Genomic DNA, 15,802 nt, shown 5'->3' on the forward strand with positions numbered 1-15,802 from the left:
ACGAGCTGTTCATGCGGGTGACGCTGACCTTCGGCTACATGGAGCAGCCGAACATCCCGCGCGCGCTGGCGATCTGCCGCAAGCAGGGCTGGAAGTTCGACATCATGACGACCTCGTTCTTCCTGTCACGGCGTTCGCTCAAGGCCTCGCCCAATTCCGGCATGCCGGTGTGGCAGGATCGGCTGTTCATCGGCCTGGCGCGCACGGCGGCCGATGCGACGGAGTATTTCCAAATCCCGACCGGGCGCGTGGTCGAGATCGGCACGCAGGTGGCGATCTAGGACATGTCCTGGCGGATCGGCGAATGGACTGTGCTTCACGGCACAGTCCATGTCACTCCGCTTCAACCGGCCAGCGCGGCCTTGTTTGCCTCGAGGAACTGCTTCAGCGTCTTCGACTTTCGGCCGGAAAGCGTCTCGACCGCGTCCGTCACCATGGCGATGCGGCCGGAACGCGTGTTGGCGTCGAACGACACGATGATGCGGGCAAAGTCCTCGGGAACGCCAGCCGCCTTCACGCCCTCGGTCAGGGCTTCATCCGGAACCTGCACGACATCTAGCGGCTTGCCGGTGACCTCGCTTACCAGGGCGGCAATCTCGGCCGTCGTGTAGGCCTGCGGGCCGGTCAAGGTGTAGGTCTCGCTTTCGCTTGATGCGGCGGCGAGGCCGGCGGCGATCGCTGCCGCCATGTCGTCGCGCGCACCGTGCGCCATGCGGCCGTCGCCGGCGGACGTGTACCATTTTCCCGAAGCGATCGCGTGCGGCAGGGCCATGAACAGGTTCTCCTGGTACCAGCCGTTGCGGAAGATCGTGTAGGGGATGCCGCTCGCCTTGATCGCCTGCTCGGTGCCGTAGTGATCATTGGCAAACAGCACCGGCGAAACCGGTTCTGGATTAGGCATCGAGGTGTAGAGAAGGTGGGAAACACCGGCCTTCTTCCCGGCGGCAACCGCGTTCTCGTGCTGCCTCAGGCGCTTGCCGTGAAGCAGGTCGATCTCGCCGGTCGAGATGATCAGCACCCTGTCGGCGCCCTTGAACGCAGCCTCCAACGATAGTGTGTCGTCGAAGTCAGCCGCCCTTGTGATGACGCCTCGCGCCGCCAGGCCGGCGAGGTTTTCCGGATTGCGGGTGGCGGCGATGATCCGTGCCGCTGGAACCTTGAACGTGTCCAGCAGATGGTTGATGACGCCGCGGCCGAGCTGGCCGGAAGCGCCGGTGATGAGAAGGGTTTCGGTCATGGAAGATCCTGACATTGCGCCGCTAAGGCGGTTCGAGTGGCAGTCTCAAAAAGAGACCAGCACTAAAATAGGAATTGACCCATGGCCGTAAAGAAGGCAGTTTTTCGGGAGGTAGGCAGGCGCAGGGAACCAGCGGTGGACAGCAAGATCGTCAATCTGAGATCGAAGATGGAGGTCTACAAGGCGATCTCCGGCGGCGGCAATTTTGCAAATTGTCCAGTCCGCGATGTCATCCAGGGGGTGAGCGGCAAATGGAGCTCGCTGCTGATGATGGCGCTGGCCGAAAAGCCCTATCGGTTTGGCGAATTGCGGCGGCTGGTGCCCGATATCTCACAGCGCATGCTGACGCAGACGCTCCATGATTTGCAGCGTGACGGCTATGTGCATCGCGAAGTGTTCCCGACCAAGCCGCCGAGCGTCGAATACAGCCTGACCGATCTCGGACACTCGATGTTCGGCGCCTTGCATCAGCTGATCCTATGGGCCGAACTCAATCATGACGCGGTGCGCGACGCGCGTTCCGGCTTTGATGCCATGCAGGCTTGAACGGCAGTTAAAACCCGCGGCTTGATTTCGTCGGGCGGCTGAAGGATTGTCCCGGCCAGTTCGGCTTGGGGGCATTGGCATTTCCTACGACATAGCAATTGCCGGCGCCGGGCCGGCGGGATTGGCCATGGCGCTCTATCTCAAGCGTGCCGGGCATCGGGTCACGGTCTTCGAGCGCTTCGATGAGCCGAAGCCGGTCGGCTCCGGGCTGATTCTGCAGCCGACAGGGCTGACGGTCCTGGCCGATCTTGGCCTGCTTGACGACATACTCGCGCTGGGCAGCCGTATCGACCGCCTGCATGGCGCCGATGCTTCCACGGGCCGTACGGTGCTCGATGTCCGCTACGATGCGCAACGCGGTGGCCGCTTCGGGCTGGCGGTGCACCGGGCGGCCTTGTTCGGCGTGCTTTTCCGCGCCGCGCAGCGCGAGGCGATCGCCATCGAGACCGGCGTCGAGATCGAGGCTCTGGAGACCGGCGAACGGGCGACGCTGATATGCGGCAACCGACGAAGGGCAGGGCCGTTCGACCTCGTCATCGACGCCAGCGGTTCGCGCTCGAAACTGCGCCGCGCGAGCGCTCCAGGCGAGCCAAGAGCACTCACCTATGGCGCGTTCTGGGCCTCGCTTGGTTGGCGCGGCGACGGTTTCGATGAGCATGCGCTGCTGCAACGCTACGACAAAGCGAGCGTGATGATCGGCGTGCTGCCGGTCGGCCGGCCGCAGCCGGGCGCTGAAAAGATGGCGGCCTTCTTCTGGAGCCTGAAGCCGTCGGATGCCGATGAGGTGCGCGTCCGCGGCCTGAACGCCTGGAAGGAAAGGGTGGTCCGGCTGTGGCCACAGAGCGAGGCGTTCACCAGCCAGATCGACAGTTTCGACCAGCTCTCGCTGGCCCGCTACGGCCACCACACGATGAAGCTCCCGGCCGGTAGGCGATTGGCCGTCATCGGCGACGCGGCGCATTCCACCAGTCCGCAACTCGGGCAAGGGGCGAACATGGCGCTGCTCGACGCGGCGGCGCTCAGCCATGCGCTTGTGCGGACAACGAGTGTCGACGCAGCACTGGAGGCCTATGCGAAGGCGCGGCGCTGGCATGTCCGCATCTTCCAGGCGCTGTCGCTGGCATTCACGCCGTTCTACCAGTCGGATTCGGTGGCGCTGCCCTTCATCCGCGACAGGCTGGTGGCGACGGTGGCAAAAATCCCGCCGGCGCCGCAGTTTCTCGCCTCGATGGTGGCCGGTACGATGATCAATCCGTTCAAGCGGATTGGGCTGACCGAGGCGCGGTGGCTGGATCGTTTTGCCGGATGAGGCCTGAAAGGTGCGATCCCTTCGCTTGCAGGAAAGCATGCAGGCGCTGCGGATAGTCCGGCGCCACGGCTTGCCTGATCGACGGGCGTTCACTCAACGCCTTGCGCCAGGCTCGGACGAGCGGTTTGCCGTCCAGAATGCCGAAATCACCGATGTGGTCGAAGACATCGAGATAGCGGAAGACCGGACCGTAAACGGCGTCGACCAGCGAAAAGTGGTTGCTGGCGAACCAGGGTCCGCCGGGCTCGTCCGCCAGCTCGGCTTCGAGGCGATCGAACATGGCGGACAGCGCGCTGGATTCGGCAAGGAAGCCAGCCTCGGTCGGGGCTGAATAGAACCGGCCGATGGCGTTGAGGGCTGCCGAACCGAACTCGATCCAGGCACGATGACGGGCGCGGGCATAGGGATCGACAGGGTGGAGGGGATTGGCCTGCGTCTCTTCGAGGAATTCCAGGATGACCGCTGACTCGAAGACCACCGTTTCCTCGCCATTTCGCTGCACGCGCAGCAGCGGCACCTTGCCGAGCGGCGAGATCGCCTTGAACCAGTCCGGCTTGTTGGCGAGGTCGATATCGATGCGCTCGAACGGCACGCCCTTTTCGGCCAGCGAAATCGCGGCGCGCTGCACATAGGGGCAGAGGTGGTGGCTGACGAGAATGAGCTTGTCGGCGCGTGTGCAGGTTTCGTGTTTCATCGGATCGGCTTTCCAGGGTTAATGCAATTGCATCTATGTAGATGCACATGCATCCACCGTCAAGCTTGATGCAATTGCATCTATCGTCTAGGAATGCGCCATGACCGAGAAAGCCACGCCTTCGCCAGCCGCCATCAAGGCCTGGGCCCGCCTGATGCGGGTTTCGCGCCAACTGATGGAAAGCGCCGAAGAGGCGTTGAAGGCCGCCGGCCTGCCGCCGCTTGCCTGGTACGACGTGCTGCATGAGCTCGCCGAGGCGGGTGAGGGCGGGTTGCGGCCGTTCCAGCTCATCGAGCGCACGCTGTTCGCGCAATACAACATCTCTCGGCTTCTGGCCCGCCTAGAGGCCGACGGACTGGTGGAGAAACTGCCGGTGGCCGATGACGGCCGTGGCCAGACCATCCGCATCACCGCCAGCGGGCGAGAGACACGCCGCCAGATGTGGGCTGTCTACGGACGCTCGATTGCGGAACTAGTAGGCGCCAAATTGTCGGCGGATGAGCTGACCATGGTCTCGGCATTGCTTGGACGGCTGCGTCAACCGCCAGCCGGCGACTAGGCGAGGCTTGTCGCGCGCGGCAACGCTCATCCACTTGCAGATATTTTGCTCTCGTCCTCTTGCGTGCGGCCTTGGAATGCGCAATATGCCGAACCGTAACGTACGGTACGGATTGCCGAGTGATCGGTGGCCTGCCTTTCGAGAGAAAAGCGTGTTGCACATCTTGCCCGATATGGACACCAGCGAAGCGCTGACAGAACGGCAGAAGGCCGTCCTCGACGCGGCGTTGCGGCTGCTGGTCGAGGAGGGCGATCATCTGACCATGACCGCCGTGGCGCGCCGCGCTAGCTGCTCCAAGGAAACGCTTTACAAATGGTTCGGCGACCGTGACGGGCTGCTGACGGCGACGGTGCAGTGGCAGGCTTCGAAAGTGCGGGTGGCGCCGGTTGACGGCAAGGGGCTCGATCCTGCCTCGCTGACTGCAAGCCTCGAACGCTTTGCCTCGGACTGGCTTAAGGTGATCTCCAGCGACACGTCGATCGCCCTCAACCGGGTGGCGGTCAGCCATGCGGGCTCGGGTAAGGACAATCTCGGCGCCGTCGTGCTTGAGAACGGCCGCTTCGCATTGGCCAAACGGTTGAAGCCGGTGCTTGAGGCCGGCCGACGGACCGGGCTTTTGGATTTCGCGGATGCCGAGACGGCGTTCCGCACCTTTTTCGGGCTGGTCGCCCGCGACGTGCAGATCCGTCTGCTGCTTGGCGACCGGCTGGAATTGACTGAGGCGGCAATCGGCGGCGATGCCGCGCGCGCGACGCAGCAGTTTCTCGCTCTTCATGGAGCAACAACCGGCCGCAAGGCCCTCTGATTTGTAAAAACGGGAAGGAAGACAAAATGCGCGTCTATTACGATCGTGATGCCGATCTCAATCTGATCAAGGGCAAGAAGGTCGCCATCATCGGCTATGGCAGCCAAGGCAGGGCGCATGCGCTCAACCTCAAGGATTCCGGCGCCAAGGAGATCGCCATCGGCCTCAAGGCCGGCTCGGCGACCGCCAAGAAGGTCGAGGCCGACGGGCTCAAGGTGATGAGCGTGGCGGACGCCGCCAAATGGGCCGACCTGATGATGATGGCAACGCCGGACGAACTGCAGGCCGACATCTACAAAAACGAGATCGCGCCGAATATCCGCGATGGTGCCGCTATCGCCTTCGCGCATGGCCTCAACGTGCATTTCGGCCTGATCGAGCCGAAGTCGACGGTCGACGTCGTCATGATCGCACCGAAGGGTCCCGGCCACACGGTGCGCGGCGAATACCAGAAGGGCGGCGGCGTGCCGTGCCTGGTCGCCGTCAACCAGGATGCCTCGGGCAATGCGCTCGACCTGGCGCTGTCCTACGCCTGCGGCGTCGGCGGCGGCCGTTCGGGCATCATCGAGACCAATTTCCGCGAGGAATGCGAGACCGACCTGTTCGGCGAGCAGGTCGTGCTGTGCGGCGGTCTGGTCGAGCTGATCCGGGCCGGTTTCGAGACGCTGGTGGAAGCCGGCTACGCGCCTGAGATGGCCTATTTCGAGTGCCTGCACGAGGTCAAGCTGATCGTCGACCTGATCTATGAAGGCGGCATCGCCAACATGAACTACTCGATCTCGAACACCGCCGAATGGGGCGAATATGTCTCGGGCCCGCGCATCATCACCGCCGAGACCAAGGCCGAGATGAAGCGCGTGCTGAAGGACATCCAGACGGGAAAATTCACCTCGGAGTGGATGCAGGAATACCGCGCCGGCATGTCCCGCTTCAAGGGCATCCGCCGCAACAATGACAGCCACCAGATCGAGGAAGTCGGCGCCAAGCTGCGCGCGATGATGCCCTGGATTTCCAAGAACAAGCTGGTCGACAAGGCGAAGAATTGAGCGAAATCCACAAGCGCTCGAAAACAGCGGCTTCCATGACAAAAAACGGCGCCAAGTGGCGCCGTTTCTTCATTCTGTCGGTCAGCTCAGCCACAGGCCAGCTCAATAGGGTGAGTAGCACTGCTGCCGCGGGCCGTTATAGGGCTGGAACGTGTTGTCGTAGGCCCGGTACGACCGGTAGCGGTTGTAGCACCATTGGACATGGACGCTCGAAAGCCGTCCCGCGCGGTAGTAGCGGCGCGGCGCCGGCCGGTCGTAGTAGTCGTTATTGTTGTACATGCTGCCGAGGCCAAGCCCCAGGCCAAGGCCCAGGATCGCGGCACTCGCGCCATCATCATAGTAACGGCCGCCGCGATAGTGATGGCGACCATGGCGCCAACGCCAGTTGTCTCCGCCATTCCAGTTACCACCGCCGCCGTGCCAGTGTCGACGGCCGCCGTCCCAATTGCCTGACCGGCGCCATCTCCAATCGTCGTTGTTGAACTGACGGTTGTTGCCGCCCGCCCAGCTGTCGCGGACCGGCGTGACATTCGGCGCCGCCGTGCTGGTGGGTATCGACAGATCCGGCTGCATGATCGGTCCGGCGGCGGACGGTGCCGTGACGCCGGACAGGATACCGAGGGCTACCAGCCCCGATTTGACCGTGGAAGAAAAGAGCGAACTCATTGCACTCTCCAAGAGTTACAGGCCCCACGCCCACCCGAGGAATGGGGCAACAATGGATGTTTGCATCTGAACGGCGGATGAACGGAAAGGTTCCGTCAACCATGACGCGAACGCGCCCAGGACCAATCGATCTCAGATGGTGGTTTTGCGAGCTTGTTTTCCCAAGCACTTGCGGGCAAAGGTCATGGCATGTCGCTGCGCCTTGCCACCTTCAATGTCGAGAACCTGATGAACAGGTTCGATTTTTCCGGCTATCGCAACCAGCTCAACGAGGATCGAACGCTGGCGCTGTTCGATATCCAGAGCGAAGCGGAATACAGGATCCTGGAGCAGGCCCGCGCCATCGCCCAGTCCGACGACACGCGCCAGCTGACGGCGCTGGCGATCGCTGCCACCCGGGCCGACATCATCTGCATGCAGGAGGTCGACAACATCGAAGCGCTGAAGGCCTTCGAATACGGCTATTTGTTCAAGATGGTGGGGCAGGGCTACCGGCAGAAATACACCACAGCGGGCAATGATTCGCGCGGTATCGACGTTGCCGTAATGATGCGCAACGAGACCGCGCAGGGCCAGCCGATCGAATTCGTGCGCATGACCAGCCACGCCTATGTCACCTACGAGCAGTTCGGGCTGCACACGCCGGAACTCGAGGCACTGGGCAATCAGGCCAATGAGCGCATTTTCCGGCGCGACTGCCTGGAGATCGACGTCACCGTGGGTGGCGTGCCGCTGACGCTCTATCTCGTGCATTTCAAGTCGATGGGCTCGCCGCGCAACGGGCTCGACGGGCGCGAGGCGACGATGCCGGTGCGCATCGCAGAGGCGCAGGCCGTGCGCCGCATCATCGAGGAGCGCTTCGGTGGGGACACCGCTGACAAAAGTGGGGCCGCCGACAAACGCTGGGCGATCTGCGGCGACATGAATGACTATCGCCAGCGCGTGAAGGTAGCAGGCGATGCGATCGACGGTTATCGCTTCGAGGTGGTCGACGAAGCCCTGTCCTGCATCAACGTGCTGACGGCAGGCGGCTTTTGCGAAAATGTCGTCGAGCGGCGGCCGGAGATGAACCGCTGGAGTTTCTACCACACGCGAGGACCCGAAGAGCGGCATCTGTGCCAACTCGACTACATTCTGTTGTCGAAGGGGCTCGCCGCCAGCAACGCAACGGCCGTTCCCGACATTATCCGCAACGGCCAGCCCTGGCGCACCATTTTTCCGCCCGGCCAGGAGGTCGAGCGGTTTCCGCGCGCCGGCTGGGACCGGCCGAAGGCATCGGATCATTGCCCGGTGGCGATCACGCTGGACATTGTCCGGTAAGCAGTATTGGGGCCTGATACGGTATGAGTTTCGACCTGCCGCGCAACGTCATCCTGCCGGTCGACGACATCGACGTCCGGCTCGATCCCGGTCCGCACCCTTTCGCAAGGGACAATGCAGAGGCGATCGCCGACAACTGGCAGCACGAAATCGCCGCCAATCCGGCGCTGTTCGACGGCATGGTGGTGCTGCTGTCGCAACTTGCCTACCGCGACAGCCGTCTCGTCGGCCGCTGCCATGCGGTCAATTACTCGACGTTCATGCTGTGGCGGAAGCGGCGCGAGAATTCGGGCGCCGAGCATGCCTATGCCCATGCCATGCTGGTGGCCGGCGACAATGCGCTGGTGGCGATCCGCATGGGGCCGCACACAGTCAATGCCGGCCGCGTCTATTTCGCTGCCGGCTCGTTCGAGCCGATCGATTTTCGCGATGGGCTGGTCGATGTCGATTTCAACATGATCCGCGAGGTGCGCGAGGAAACCGGTCTCGACCTGTCAGGTGCGGAACGCGGCAAGCGCTACCATGCCATGTCGACCAGCAGCGGCACGGTAATCTTCCGCCGTTATCACGCGACGGCGTCCGCCGACGAGATCGCCAGGCGCATCTCGGCCTTCGTCGCCACCGAGACCGACCCGGAGATCGACGGGCCGGTGATCATTCGCCATGCCGCCGACCTGCCGGTCGGGCTGTCGCCGCACATGAAGCCGCTGATCGAGTGGCATTTCGCAAACAGGAATTAAGGGCGCGTCTTGTTCTGTGCCGCGTTGCGATCGTTGCGGGCGGCGACGAGGAACAGGATGAAGCCGATGCCAAGCAAGCCGCCCATCGCCATTCCCATGGTCTGGCCGACGACTGCCTGGAAATCTGATGTGACGCGATCGGGATTGGCCATGCCGAAGCGGGCGAGATACCACCAGATGCCTGCAAGACCTGCCTCGATGACCACCATCGCCAGGACCAGTCGCGCCTTCTTGCTCATCCCGCTATTCCTCCACCCAAGGTCAATTGCCCTAGCATCGCGAACAGTGTGGGGACAGTGGCGGGCCGGGTGGAAACGTCGAAGACTGTGCAAAACCGGGTCGGAGCGCCGGCCGCGTTCTGGCCGGGTTGCCCTATTCGTGCCTTAGCGCGTCGATCGGATCGAGCCTGGCGCCGCGCAATGCTGGGAAGAAGCCGAAGACCATGCCGATCAGGGCGGAAAAGCCGACGGCGAGCAGGATCACCGCCGGGCTCGGCGCAAACGGGATGGTCAGCGTCACCGCGGCGAGGCCGGCCAGCGCCAGGCCGATCAGGATGCCGATGATGCCCCCGAGCAGCGACAGCACCGTCGCCTCGACCAGGAACTGGATCAGGATGTGCTTCTCATGCGCGCCGATGGCCAGCCTGATGCCGATCTCCCGGGTGCGCTCGGTGACCGACACCAGCATGATGTTCATGATGCCGATGCCGCCGACCAGCAGGCTGACGCCGGCGACGGCGCCCAGCATGCCGGTCATGGTGGTTGTGGCGCTGGCCATGGCGTCGGCGATCTGGGTCATGTCGCGGATGGCGAAATCGCTCTCGCGGTCCGGCGTGATGCGGCGCGCATCACGCAAAATATCCTCGACGCGCGGCTGCAATTCGCTGGTCGGTGTGCGGTCGTCGGCGGCGATGTAGATGTTGTCGATGTCGCGGTTGCCGGCGATGCGGCGCTGGTAGGCGTGCAACGGCATCAGCACGACATTGTCCTGGTCCTGGCCGAAGCCGGTATAGCCCTTGGGCTCGAGCAGGCCGATGATCTTGCAGGAGGTGCGGTTGACGCGGATGATCTCGCCTTCGGGATCGCCGGCGCCGAAGAATTGCTGGCGCACGGTCTCGCCGATCAGGCACACGCCGGTGCCCGAGCGGGTTTCGGAATCGCTGAACGGGCGGCCCGACACCAGCTTCCAGTCGCGCGCATCGAGATAGGCGCTGTCGGTGCCGGTGACGCCCGAGGTCAGGCTCTCGGTGCCGAAGATGACGCGGACCTGCTTTTGCGAGGCCGGTGAAATCGCGCGCGCGCCGCTGAGATGCGCCACAAGTGCCGCAAGGTCCTTTTCCGCGAGCGGACGCACCACCTGGTCGAGCCCGCCCGGTCCGCCGGGGCCGGCCGGACGGCCGGAGCGGACCACCAGTAGATTGCTGCCGAGCTTGGAGATGTCGGCCTTGACCTTTGCTGTGGTACCCGAGCCGATGGTAAGCATGGCAATGACGGCGGCAACACCGATGACGATGCCGAGCAAGGTCAGGAACGAGCGCAGCACGTTGCGGCGGATCGAGCGCAGCGAGAGGCGGACGGTTTCCCAGATCATGGTTATGCCGTCTCCAGCTTCATTGTGTCGGAGGCGACATGACCGTCGAGGAAGCGGATGGTTCGTTCGGCATAATCGGCGACGTCGGCCTCATGCGTAACCATGGCGACGGTCAGGCCAAGCCCGGTGTTGAGCCGGGTCAGCAGCTCCATGATCTCGTGCGTGCGGGCGGTGTCGAGATTGCCGGTCGGCTCGTCGGCGACGAGCAGTGTCGGGCGCGTGACGATGGCGCGCGCGATCGCCACGCGCTGCTGCTGGCCGCCGGACAGTTCGGCCGGCGTGTGGTGCTCGCGGCCGACAAGGCCGACCTGCGCCAAGGCCTGCATGGCCAGGTCGCGGCGCTCGCGGGCGGCGACGCCGCGATAGATCAGCGGCAGTTCGACATTTTCGGCCGCCGTGGTGCGGGCCAGCAGGTTGTAGCCCTGGAAGACGAAGCCGACATAGAGGTTGCGCAGCATGGCACGGCGGTTGCGGTCGAGGCGGCCGGCGTCGATGCCCATGAAGGAATAGGTTCCGGCCGTCGGCGTGTCGAGGCAGCCGATGATGTTCATCGCCGTCGACTTGCCGGAGCCGGACGGACCCATGATGGCGACGAATTCGCCACGCCGGATGGCAAGATCGACGCCGGCCAGCGCATGCACCTTGGCCTCGCCCTGGCCGTAGCTCTTCCAGACCTTGTCGAAGGTGATGAGGGTCGCGCCCGCAGCCACGGCATCAGCTCCGCTGCTGCGACGCGGTGATGATTTGAGCGCCTTCGTCCAGGCCCGAAATGATCTCGGTCAGTTCGCCGTCGGTCGAGCCGATCTTGACGTTGACCGGGTGCGGACGCCCGTTCTCCAGCACGTAGAGCGTGCGCGAGCCGTCGGTGGGCACTGTGGCGGCCTGGCGCTGGCGGTTGCCGCCGGGGCGCCCCATGCGGCCGGTGAACAGGTCGCTCAGGCTCCAGCCGCGGGCGGCCTGCTGCGCCGGACGATAGCGGAAGGCGGTGGCCGGCACGGTGAGCACGCCCTTGGCCTGTTTGGTGACGACCGAAACGGTTGCGGTCATGCCGGGCCGCAGCAACAGCTCGTTGTTGTCGACCTCGAGCCGCGCATTGTAGGTGACGACGCCGTCGGTGGTGACCGAGGCATAGGAGATGTCGCGGATCTCGGCGTCGAACGGCCGCTCGGGGAAGGCATCGACGGTGAAGCGGGCATGCTGGCCGGATTTGACCGCGCCGATGTCGGCTTCGTCGACCGCCGCCACCAGTTCCATGTTCCTGAGATCGGCGGCGATGATGAACAGCACCGGCGCCTGCAGGGAGGAGGCGACCGTCTGGCCGGGATCGACCGAGCGCGTCAGCACGATGCCGTCGATCGGCGCATAGATGGTGCTCTTGGCAAGGTCGGTCTGCTGCGCCTTGAGGTCGGCCTGGGCGATGGCGAGGTTGGCCTGCGCACTGTCGAGCGCTGCCTTGGAACGGTCGCGCGTGGCGGTTGCTGCTTCAAGCGACTGGTCGGTCGCCATGCCACGCCTGGTCAGTTCGGCGGCGCGCACCAGCGCCTTCTCGTTTTCGGTCAGCGTAACCGTGGCGTCCTCGACATTGGCGGCGGCGGCCTTGGCCGAAGCTTCGGCGCGCTCGATCTGGACCTCTAGTTTCACCGTGTCGAGTGTCGCCAGCACGTCACCCTTCTTGACCTGCTGGTTCTCCTCGGCCGAGACCGAGCGGATGATGCCGGACAGTTCGCTTGAAATGTCGACCTGGGTGAGCGGCTGCAGCGTGCCGGTCGCCGATACCGCGACGGTGAGATCAGCCTTGGCGGCAGGCACGGTGGTGTAATCGATCCCGGCCGGCGAGCCGGCATACCACTGATAGACGCCGAGCGCGGCGGCGAGCACGATCAGCGCCAGCAGCGCATAGAGCCAGCCGCGCCGACGCGACTTGCGCCGCCCCGTCTGGTCGAGCCCAAGCGCCGTCTCGATGGCGGAATCCGATTCCGTGTTTGGCAGATTGACAATCTGGTCCACGCTGGACCCCTATAATGCGCAATGTCCCTATCTGTGCACAGATCAGGCTTACTGGTTCAAATATCAAATTAAATTTCGCCCATGTTGGGATTGAGGCAGGAATGAAAACTCGGAATTACTTGCTTTACGATGTGTTTACGACCGAGCGACTGGCCGGCAATCCTTTGGCCGTCGTGCTGGACAGCGAGGGATTGGACACGGCGGCGATGCAGGCCATCGCGCGCGAATTCAACCTGTCCGAGTCGGTTTTCGTGCTGCCGCCGGACAATCCCAAGCACAGAAACCGCATTCGCATCTTCACCCCCGACTATGAAATGCCATTCGCCGGCCACCCGACCGTGGGCGCCGCGATCGCGCTGGCCGAACTGGCGGAAGAGGGCGGCGCCGGCATCTTCGTGCTGGAGGAAAACATCGGCCCGGTGCGTTGCGCCGTCAGCAAGCACGACGGCAACACCTTCGCCGAGTTCGACCTGGCGAAGCTGCCGGAACCGCTGAAGCTCGAGGCCGATCCGGAGGCGATCGGCGCCGCCCTTGGGTTGACGCCGCATGAAATCGGCTTCGAGAATCACCGCGTCGCGTTCTGGTCGGCCGGCGTGCCCTACGTCACCATTCCGGTTGCCAATCTCGAGGCGGCGGGCCGAATCCGGCTGGACAACCAGGCCTGGTCGGAACTGGCGCCGCGCAAGAGCGAATGGGCCTTTGCCAGCCCCTATGTCTATTGCCGCGAAACGGTGAACCACGAAAGCGCCTTCCATGTGCGCATGATCGTGCCTGGCACGCCTTCCTACGAGGATCCGGCGACCGGCTCGGCGGCTGCCGCCTTTGCCGGCGCCATCATGCATTTCGACGCGCCGACCGACGGCATTTCGCAGCTGTGGATCGAGCAGGGGCTGGAGATGGGCCGGCCATCGCGCATCCGCCTCGAACTGACCGTGCAAGGCGGAAAACTGGCCTCGGCGCGCATCGGCGGCAATGCGGTCAAGGTGGCGGAGGGCAAGCTGTTCGTCTGATCGAACGCATGCTCGGTCGATTTGTCGGGAAATGATTCCGGCAGGGCTGGACAGGACCGGTGGTGGCGGCTATATGCCCGCCAACGCCGGTTTTTGCCGGCCGAGTGGGTGCGTAGCTCAGTTGGTAGAGCAGCTGACTCTTAATCAGCGGGTCCACAGTTCAATCCTGTGCGCACCCACCAAATTCCTAGGAGAGTTGGTGGAAAGACCCTGAAAGCGAGACGCGTTTGGCGCGTCTCGGGCATGCGTCTGGCCGTGATTCTTCAACCGCTATCCGGATCTCGTGGCGATTCAGCCGCGTTGAAAAATGCGGCTCAGAAACCGGCCGAATCGAAAAGCAATGCTCTTTTCCCCGGTTGAGAATCGCCGATGCCGGAAGATGCTTCCTTTGTCGTGACAACGGCTTCTTTGTCGGTCGATACGGGGGTTGGATACCTACTTCTCCGAAACACCCGCTTCTGCAAAACTTGCCATGCGGGCATGGCACTCCAGCGCCGAGCGGACGATGTTTACGGCCAGGCAGGCGCCGGAGCCTTCGCCGAGTCGCATGCCGAGATCGAGCAGCGGCGGCAGGCCGAGGGCTTCGAGCAGGCCGCGATGGCCCGATTCGGCCGAAACGTGCGCGGCAATCGTGTGGGCGAGGCCGGTCGGGTGCAGTCTGGCTAGCGGGGCCGCGGCGGCGGTGCAGACGAAGCCGTCGAGCAGCACGGGTATGCCCACATGGCGGGCGGCCAGCGTGGCGCCGAAGATGGCGGCGAGTTCGCGGCCGCCGAGCGTGGCAGCGATAGCAAGCGGATCGGCAAGGGCGGCGGCGTGGCGCTCCAGGCCGGCTTCGATGGCGACCACCTTGCGCTTGAGGCCGGCGTCGTCGACACCGGTGCCGCGCCCGGTCCATTTTTCAGCACCGCCGCCGAACAAGGCGGCTGAAATGGCGGCTGCAGGCGTGGTGTTGCCGATGCCCATTTCGCCGAAGCAGACGAGGTCGAGGTCTTTTGTCACCGCGTCGTAGCCGGCCGACACGGCGGCGAGGAACGACTTCTCGTCCATCGCCGGCACTTGGGTGAAATCGCCGGTGGGATGGTCGAGATCGAGCGGAATGACGTCGAGTTCGGCGCCGGCCATGCGGGCAAGCTGGTTGATGGCGGCACCGCCGCCGGCGAAATTCGCCACCATCTGCACGGTGACCTCCGAAGGATAGGCCGAAACGCCTTGCGCGGTGACGCCATGGTTGCCGGCGAAGACGAAAACCTTGACGCGGTCGAGTTTTGGCATGTCGCGGCCCTGCCAGCGTGCCAACCACGCGGCGATCGTCTCCAGCCGGCCAAGGCTGCCTTGCGGCTTGGTCAGCGTGTCTTGGCGGCGGACGACCGCATTGGCCGCGGCATCGCTGCCGGCCGGCAGGTCGAGGCAGGCGGCGCGCAATTCACTAAGCGATTTGAAGGGCATGGGGGCAAAGTCTCCGAAAAGGAATCAGGCCAAGGGATCAGGCCAAGGATCAGGAAAGCGCTACGGAAGCGACGAGCAGCACCGCGATCTCGCTTGCCTGCTGCAAGGCTCCGATCGTGTCGCCGGTCTGGCCATCGATCTGGTTGAGGCAAAGGGCGCGGAAAGCGGCAAACAGCAGGCCAAGCAGGATCAGCGCGAAGACGGCGCCGCCCAATCCGAGCAGGAGCAGCGGGATCGCGCCGAGCACGGCGCCGGCCATGGCGGTTTCCTGCGAGACGGTGCCGGCATCGGCCGAGAGGCCGTCGACGCGCGCTGGAGGCAGCAGATGCATGAAAGCGCCAAGCAGGCCGCGCGAGGCCGCGTGCGCGGCCAGGAGGGCGAACAGGGCCTGTGTAGGGTCGACGAGTTCCGACAGCGCGCTCCAGCGGATCAGCAGCGACAGGCCCAGCGCCGCCGCACCATAGGCGCCGATGCGGCTGTCGCGCATGATCTCGAGTTTGCGGCCGCGTGATTTGCCGCCGCCAAAGCCGTCGGCGACGTCGGATAGCCCGTCCTCATGCAGGCAGCCGGTGGTGAGCACGGTTGCCACAAGCGCAAGTGCGGCCGCTGGCCCCATGGCCAGGCCAAACCGTTCCGCCGTGGCGAAGACGATGGCGCCGATCAGGCCGACGACAAGTCCGGCAATGGGGGCTGCCCAGATCGCGGCGGCAAGACTGCGGCCGCGAAAATCGAAGACGGGCAGCGGCAGACTGGTGAAGAAGACCAGGCAAAGCGCGATGTCGTCGACGACCTGCCGCGGTGAAAGAGCCAGATTCTTGAACTTCATG

General features: G+C 64.2%; 18 protein-coding genes and 1 tRNA gene. 10 read left to right on the plus strand and 9 right to left on the minus strand.

From position 1 onward, the window contains the following. A partial coding sequence (locus NKH95_RS29235) for a KUP/HAK/KT family potassium transporter (RefSeq protein ID WP_502895379.1) occupies nucleotides 1-281 on the plus strand: 281 nt, incomplete at its 5' end. Nucleotides 282-343: 62 nt separating this feature from the next. Here NKH95_RS29235 and NKH95_RS29240 read toward each other — a convergent pair. Continuing rightward, nucleotides 344-1,237: an SDR family oxidoreductase gene (locus tag NKH95_RS29240; RefSeq protein WP_352612395.1), complete on the minus strand. Its 894-nt coding sequence runs from the start codon at nucleotides 1,235-1,237 to the stop codon at nucleotides 344-346. 135 nt (nucleotides 1,238-1,372) lie between these two features. On the opposite strand from NKH95_RS29240, the gene NKH95_RS29245 reads away from it, so the two are divergent. Together NKH95_RS29245 and NKH95_RS29250 are read left to right on the plus strand one after the other, a co-directional pair. Next, on the plus strand, nucleotides 1,373-1,783 hold the full coding sequence (locus tag NKH95_RS29245; RefSeq protein ID WP_127293162.1) for a winged helix-turn-helix transcriptional regulator: 411 nt from the start codon (nucleotides 1,373-1,375) through the stop codon (nucleotides 1,781-1,783). Between the two features lie 46 nt (nucleotides 1,784-1,829). Next, the gene (locus NKH95_RS29250) at nucleotides 1,830-3,092 is read left to right on the plus strand and encodes an FAD-dependent oxidoreductase (RefSeq protein WP_352894031.1); all 1,263 of its coding nucleotides are present in this window, start codon (nucleotides 1,830-1,832) and stop codon (nucleotides 3,090-3,092) included. On the opposite strand, the gene NKH95_RS29255 is transcribed toward NKH95_RS29250, so the two are convergent. Further along, a complete protein-coding gene (locus NKH95_RS29255) occupies nucleotides 3,040-3,786 on the minus strand; it encodes a glutathione S-transferase family protein (protein ID WP_352894033.1) in 747 nt (248 codons plus the stop codon). The two genes, NKH95_RS29250 and NKH95_RS29255, sit on opposite strands and share 53 nt — an antisense overlap. 100 nt (nucleotides 3,787-3,886) lie before the next feature. Here NKH95_RS29255 and NKH95_RS29260 point away from each other — a divergent pair, with 100 nt between their 5' ends. The 3 genes from NKH95_RS29260 to ilvC all read left to right on the plus strand — a co-directional run bounded on the left by NKH95_RS29260 (nucleotide 3,887) and on the right by ilvC (nucleotide 6,196). After that, nucleotides 3,887-4,345, plus strand: a complete 459-nt coding sequence (locus tag NKH95_RS29260; protein ID WP_352894036.1) for a MarR family winged helix-turn-helix transcriptional regulator — start codon at nucleotides 3,887-3,889, stop codon at nucleotides 4,343-4,345. 151 nt (nucleotides 4,346-4,496) lie between these two features. Continuing rightward, the gene (locus tag NKH95_RS29265; protein WP_352894038.1) at nucleotides 4,497-5,150 is read left to right on the plus strand and encodes a TetR/AcrR family transcriptional regulator; all 654 of its coding nucleotides are present in this window, start codon (nucleotides 4,497-4,499) and stop codon (nucleotides 5,148-5,150) included. Nucleotides 5,151-5,176: 26 nt separating this feature from the next. After that, on the plus strand, nucleotides 5,177-6,196 hold the full coding sequence (ilvC, locus tag NKH95_RS29270) for a ketol-acid reductoisomerase (RefSeq protein WP_013531065.1): 1,020 nt from the start codon (nucleotides 5,177-5,179) through the stop codon (nucleotides 6,194-6,196). A 102-nt stretch (nucleotides 6,197-6,298) separates the two neighbouring features. Here the strand turns inward: ilvC and NKH95_RS29275 are convergent, their stop codons facing one another. Further along, entirely contained in the window at nucleotides 6,299-6,862 is a 564-nt protein-coding gene (locus NKH95_RS29275; protein WP_352894040.1) for a BA14K family protein, read from the minus strand. 189 nt (nucleotides 6,863-7,051) lie between these two features. Here NKH95_RS29275 and NKH95_RS29280 point away from each other — a divergent pair, with 189 nt between their 5' ends. Together NKH95_RS29280 and NKH95_RS29285 are read left to right on the plus strand one after the other, a co-directional pair. Continuing rightward, the gene (locus NKH95_RS29280) at nucleotides 7,052-8,182 is read left to right on the plus strand and encodes an endonuclease/exonuclease/phosphatase family protein (RefSeq protein ID WP_352439808.1); all 1,131 of its coding nucleotides are present in this window, start codon (nucleotides 7,052-7,054) and stop codon (nucleotides 8,180-8,182) included. 23 nt (nucleotides 8,183-8,205) lie between these two features. Further along, entirely contained in the window at nucleotides 8,206-8,922 is a 717-nt protein-coding gene (locus NKH95_RS29285; RefSeq protein WP_352894042.1) for a hypothetical protein, read from the plus strand. Here the strand turns inward: NKH95_RS29285 and NKH95_RS29290 are convergent. From NKH95_RS29290 to NKH95_RS29305, 4 genes are all read right to left on the minus strand, one after another. After that, on the minus strand, nucleotides 8,919-9,161 hold the full coding sequence (locus NKH95_RS29290) for a hypothetical protein (RefSeq protein WP_352439810.1): 243 nt from the start codon (nucleotides 9,159-9,161) through the stop codon (nucleotides 8,919-8,921). The genes NKH95_RS29285 and NKH95_RS29290 overlap by 4 nt on opposite strands. Nucleotides 9,162-9,294: 133 nt before the next feature. After that, complete coding sequence (locus NKH95_RS29295; RefSeq protein ID WP_023812410.1) at nucleotides 9,295-10,512, minus strand: ABC transporter permease; 1,218 nt, start codon at nucleotides 10,510-10,512, stop codon at nucleotides 9,295-9,297. Between the two features lie 2 nt (nucleotides 10,513-10,514). Next, on the minus strand, nucleotides 10,515-11,222 hold the full coding sequence (locus tag NKH95_RS29300; RefSeq protein ID WP_023812409.1) for an ABC transporter ATP-binding protein: 708 nt from the start codon (nucleotides 11,220-11,222) through the stop codon (nucleotides 10,515-10,517). 4 nt (nucleotides 11,223-11,226) lie between these two features. Beyond that, nucleotides 11,227-12,519 (minus strand): efflux RND transporter periplasmic adaptor subunit, encoded by a 1,293-nt coding sequence (locus NKH95_RS29305; RefSeq protein WP_352894044.1) that lies wholly within the window; start codon nucleotides 12,517-12,519, stop codon nucleotides 11,227-11,229. 101 nt (nucleotides 12,520-12,620) lie between these two features. Here NKH95_RS29305 and NKH95_RS29310 point away from each other — a divergent pair, with 101 nt between their 5' ends. Beyond that, on the plus strand, nucleotides 12,621-13,529 hold the full coding sequence (locus NKH95_RS29310) for a PhzF family phenazine biosynthesis protein (RefSeq protein WP_023812407.1): 909 nt from the start codon (nucleotides 12,621-12,623) through the stop codon (nucleotides 13,527-13,529). 106 nt (nucleotides 13,530-13,635) lie between these two features. After that, nucleotides 13,636-13,711: transfer RNA gene (locus tag NKH95_RS29315), tRNA-Lys, on the plus strand. 253 nt (nucleotides 13,712-13,964) lie between these two features. Here the strand turns inward: NKH95_RS29315 and cobT are convergent. Beyond that, a complete protein-coding gene (gene cobT / locus NKH95_RS29320) occupies nucleotides 13,965-14,975 on the minus strand; it encodes a nicotinate-nucleotide--dimethylbenzimidazole phosphoribosyltransferase (RefSeq protein ID WP_128304435.1) in 1,011 nt (336 codons plus the stop codon). Between the two features lie 49 nt (nucleotides 14,976-15,024). Then, nucleotides 15,025-15,801: an adenosylcobinamide-GDP ribazoletransferase gene (locus NKH95_RS29325; protein WP_128304434.1), complete on the minus strand. Its 777-nt coding sequence runs from the start codon at nucleotides 15,799-15,801 to the stop codon at nucleotides 15,025-15,027. Nucleotide 15,802 lies beyond the last annotated feature (1 nt).

Origin of the sequence: Mesorhizobium sp. M0848, assembly GCF_040319805.1 — a bacterium.
GTDB lineage: Bacteria > Pseudomonadota > Alphaproteobacteria > Rhizobiales > Rhizobiaceae > Mesorhizobium.

Bases quoted from the DNA above. Each gene is read 5' to 3' on its own strand.
- NKH95_RS29240 (WP_352612395.1), bottom strand. From the start codon at position 1,237: ATGACCGAAACCCTTCTCATCACCGGCGCTTCCGGCCAGCTCGGCCGC.
- NKH95_RS29255 (WP_352894033.1), bottom strand. From the start codon at position 3,786: ATGAAACACGAAACCTGCACACGCGCCGACAAGCTCATTCTCGTCAGC.
- NKH95_RS29260 (WP_352894036.1), top strand. From the start codon at position 3,887: ATGACCGAGAAAGCCACGCCTTCGCCAGCCGCCATCAAGGCCTGGGCC.
- ilvC (WP_013531065.1), top strand. From the start codon at position 5,177: ATGCGCGTCTATTACGATCGTGATGCCGATCTCAATCTGATCAAGGGC.
- NKH95_RS29275 (WP_352894040.1), bottom strand. From the start codon at position 6,862: ATGAGTTCGCTCTTTTCTTCCACGGTCAAATCGGGGCTGGTAGCCCTC.
- NKH95_RS29280 (WP_352439808.1), top strand. From the start codon at position 7,052: ATGTCGCTGCGCCTTGCCACCTTCAATGTCGAGAACCTGATGAACAGG.
- NKH95_RS29285 (WP_352894042.1), top strand. From the start codon at position 8,206: ATGAGTTTCGACCTGCCGCGCAACGTCATCCTGCCGGTCGACGACATC.
- NKH95_RS29290 (WP_352439810.1), bottom strand. From the start codon at position 9,161: ATGAGCAAGAAGGCGCGACTGGTCCTGGCGATGGTGGTCATCGAGGCA.
- NKH95_RS29295 (WP_023812410.1), bottom strand. From the start codon at position 10,512: ATGATCTGGGAAACCGTCCGCCTCTCGCTGCGCTCGATCCGCCGCAAC.
- NKH95_RS29310 (WP_023812407.1), top strand. From the start codon at position 12,621: ATGAAAACTCGGAATTACTTGCTTTACGATGTGTTTACGACCGAGCGA.
- cobT (WP_128304435.1), bottom strand. From the start codon at position 14,975: ATGCCCTTCAAATCGCTTAGTGAATTGCGCGCCGCCTGCCTCGACCTG.
- NKH95_RS29325 (WP_128304434.1), bottom strand. From the start codon at position 15,801: ATGAAGTTCAAGAATCTGGCTCTTTCACCGCGGCAGGTCGTCGACGAC.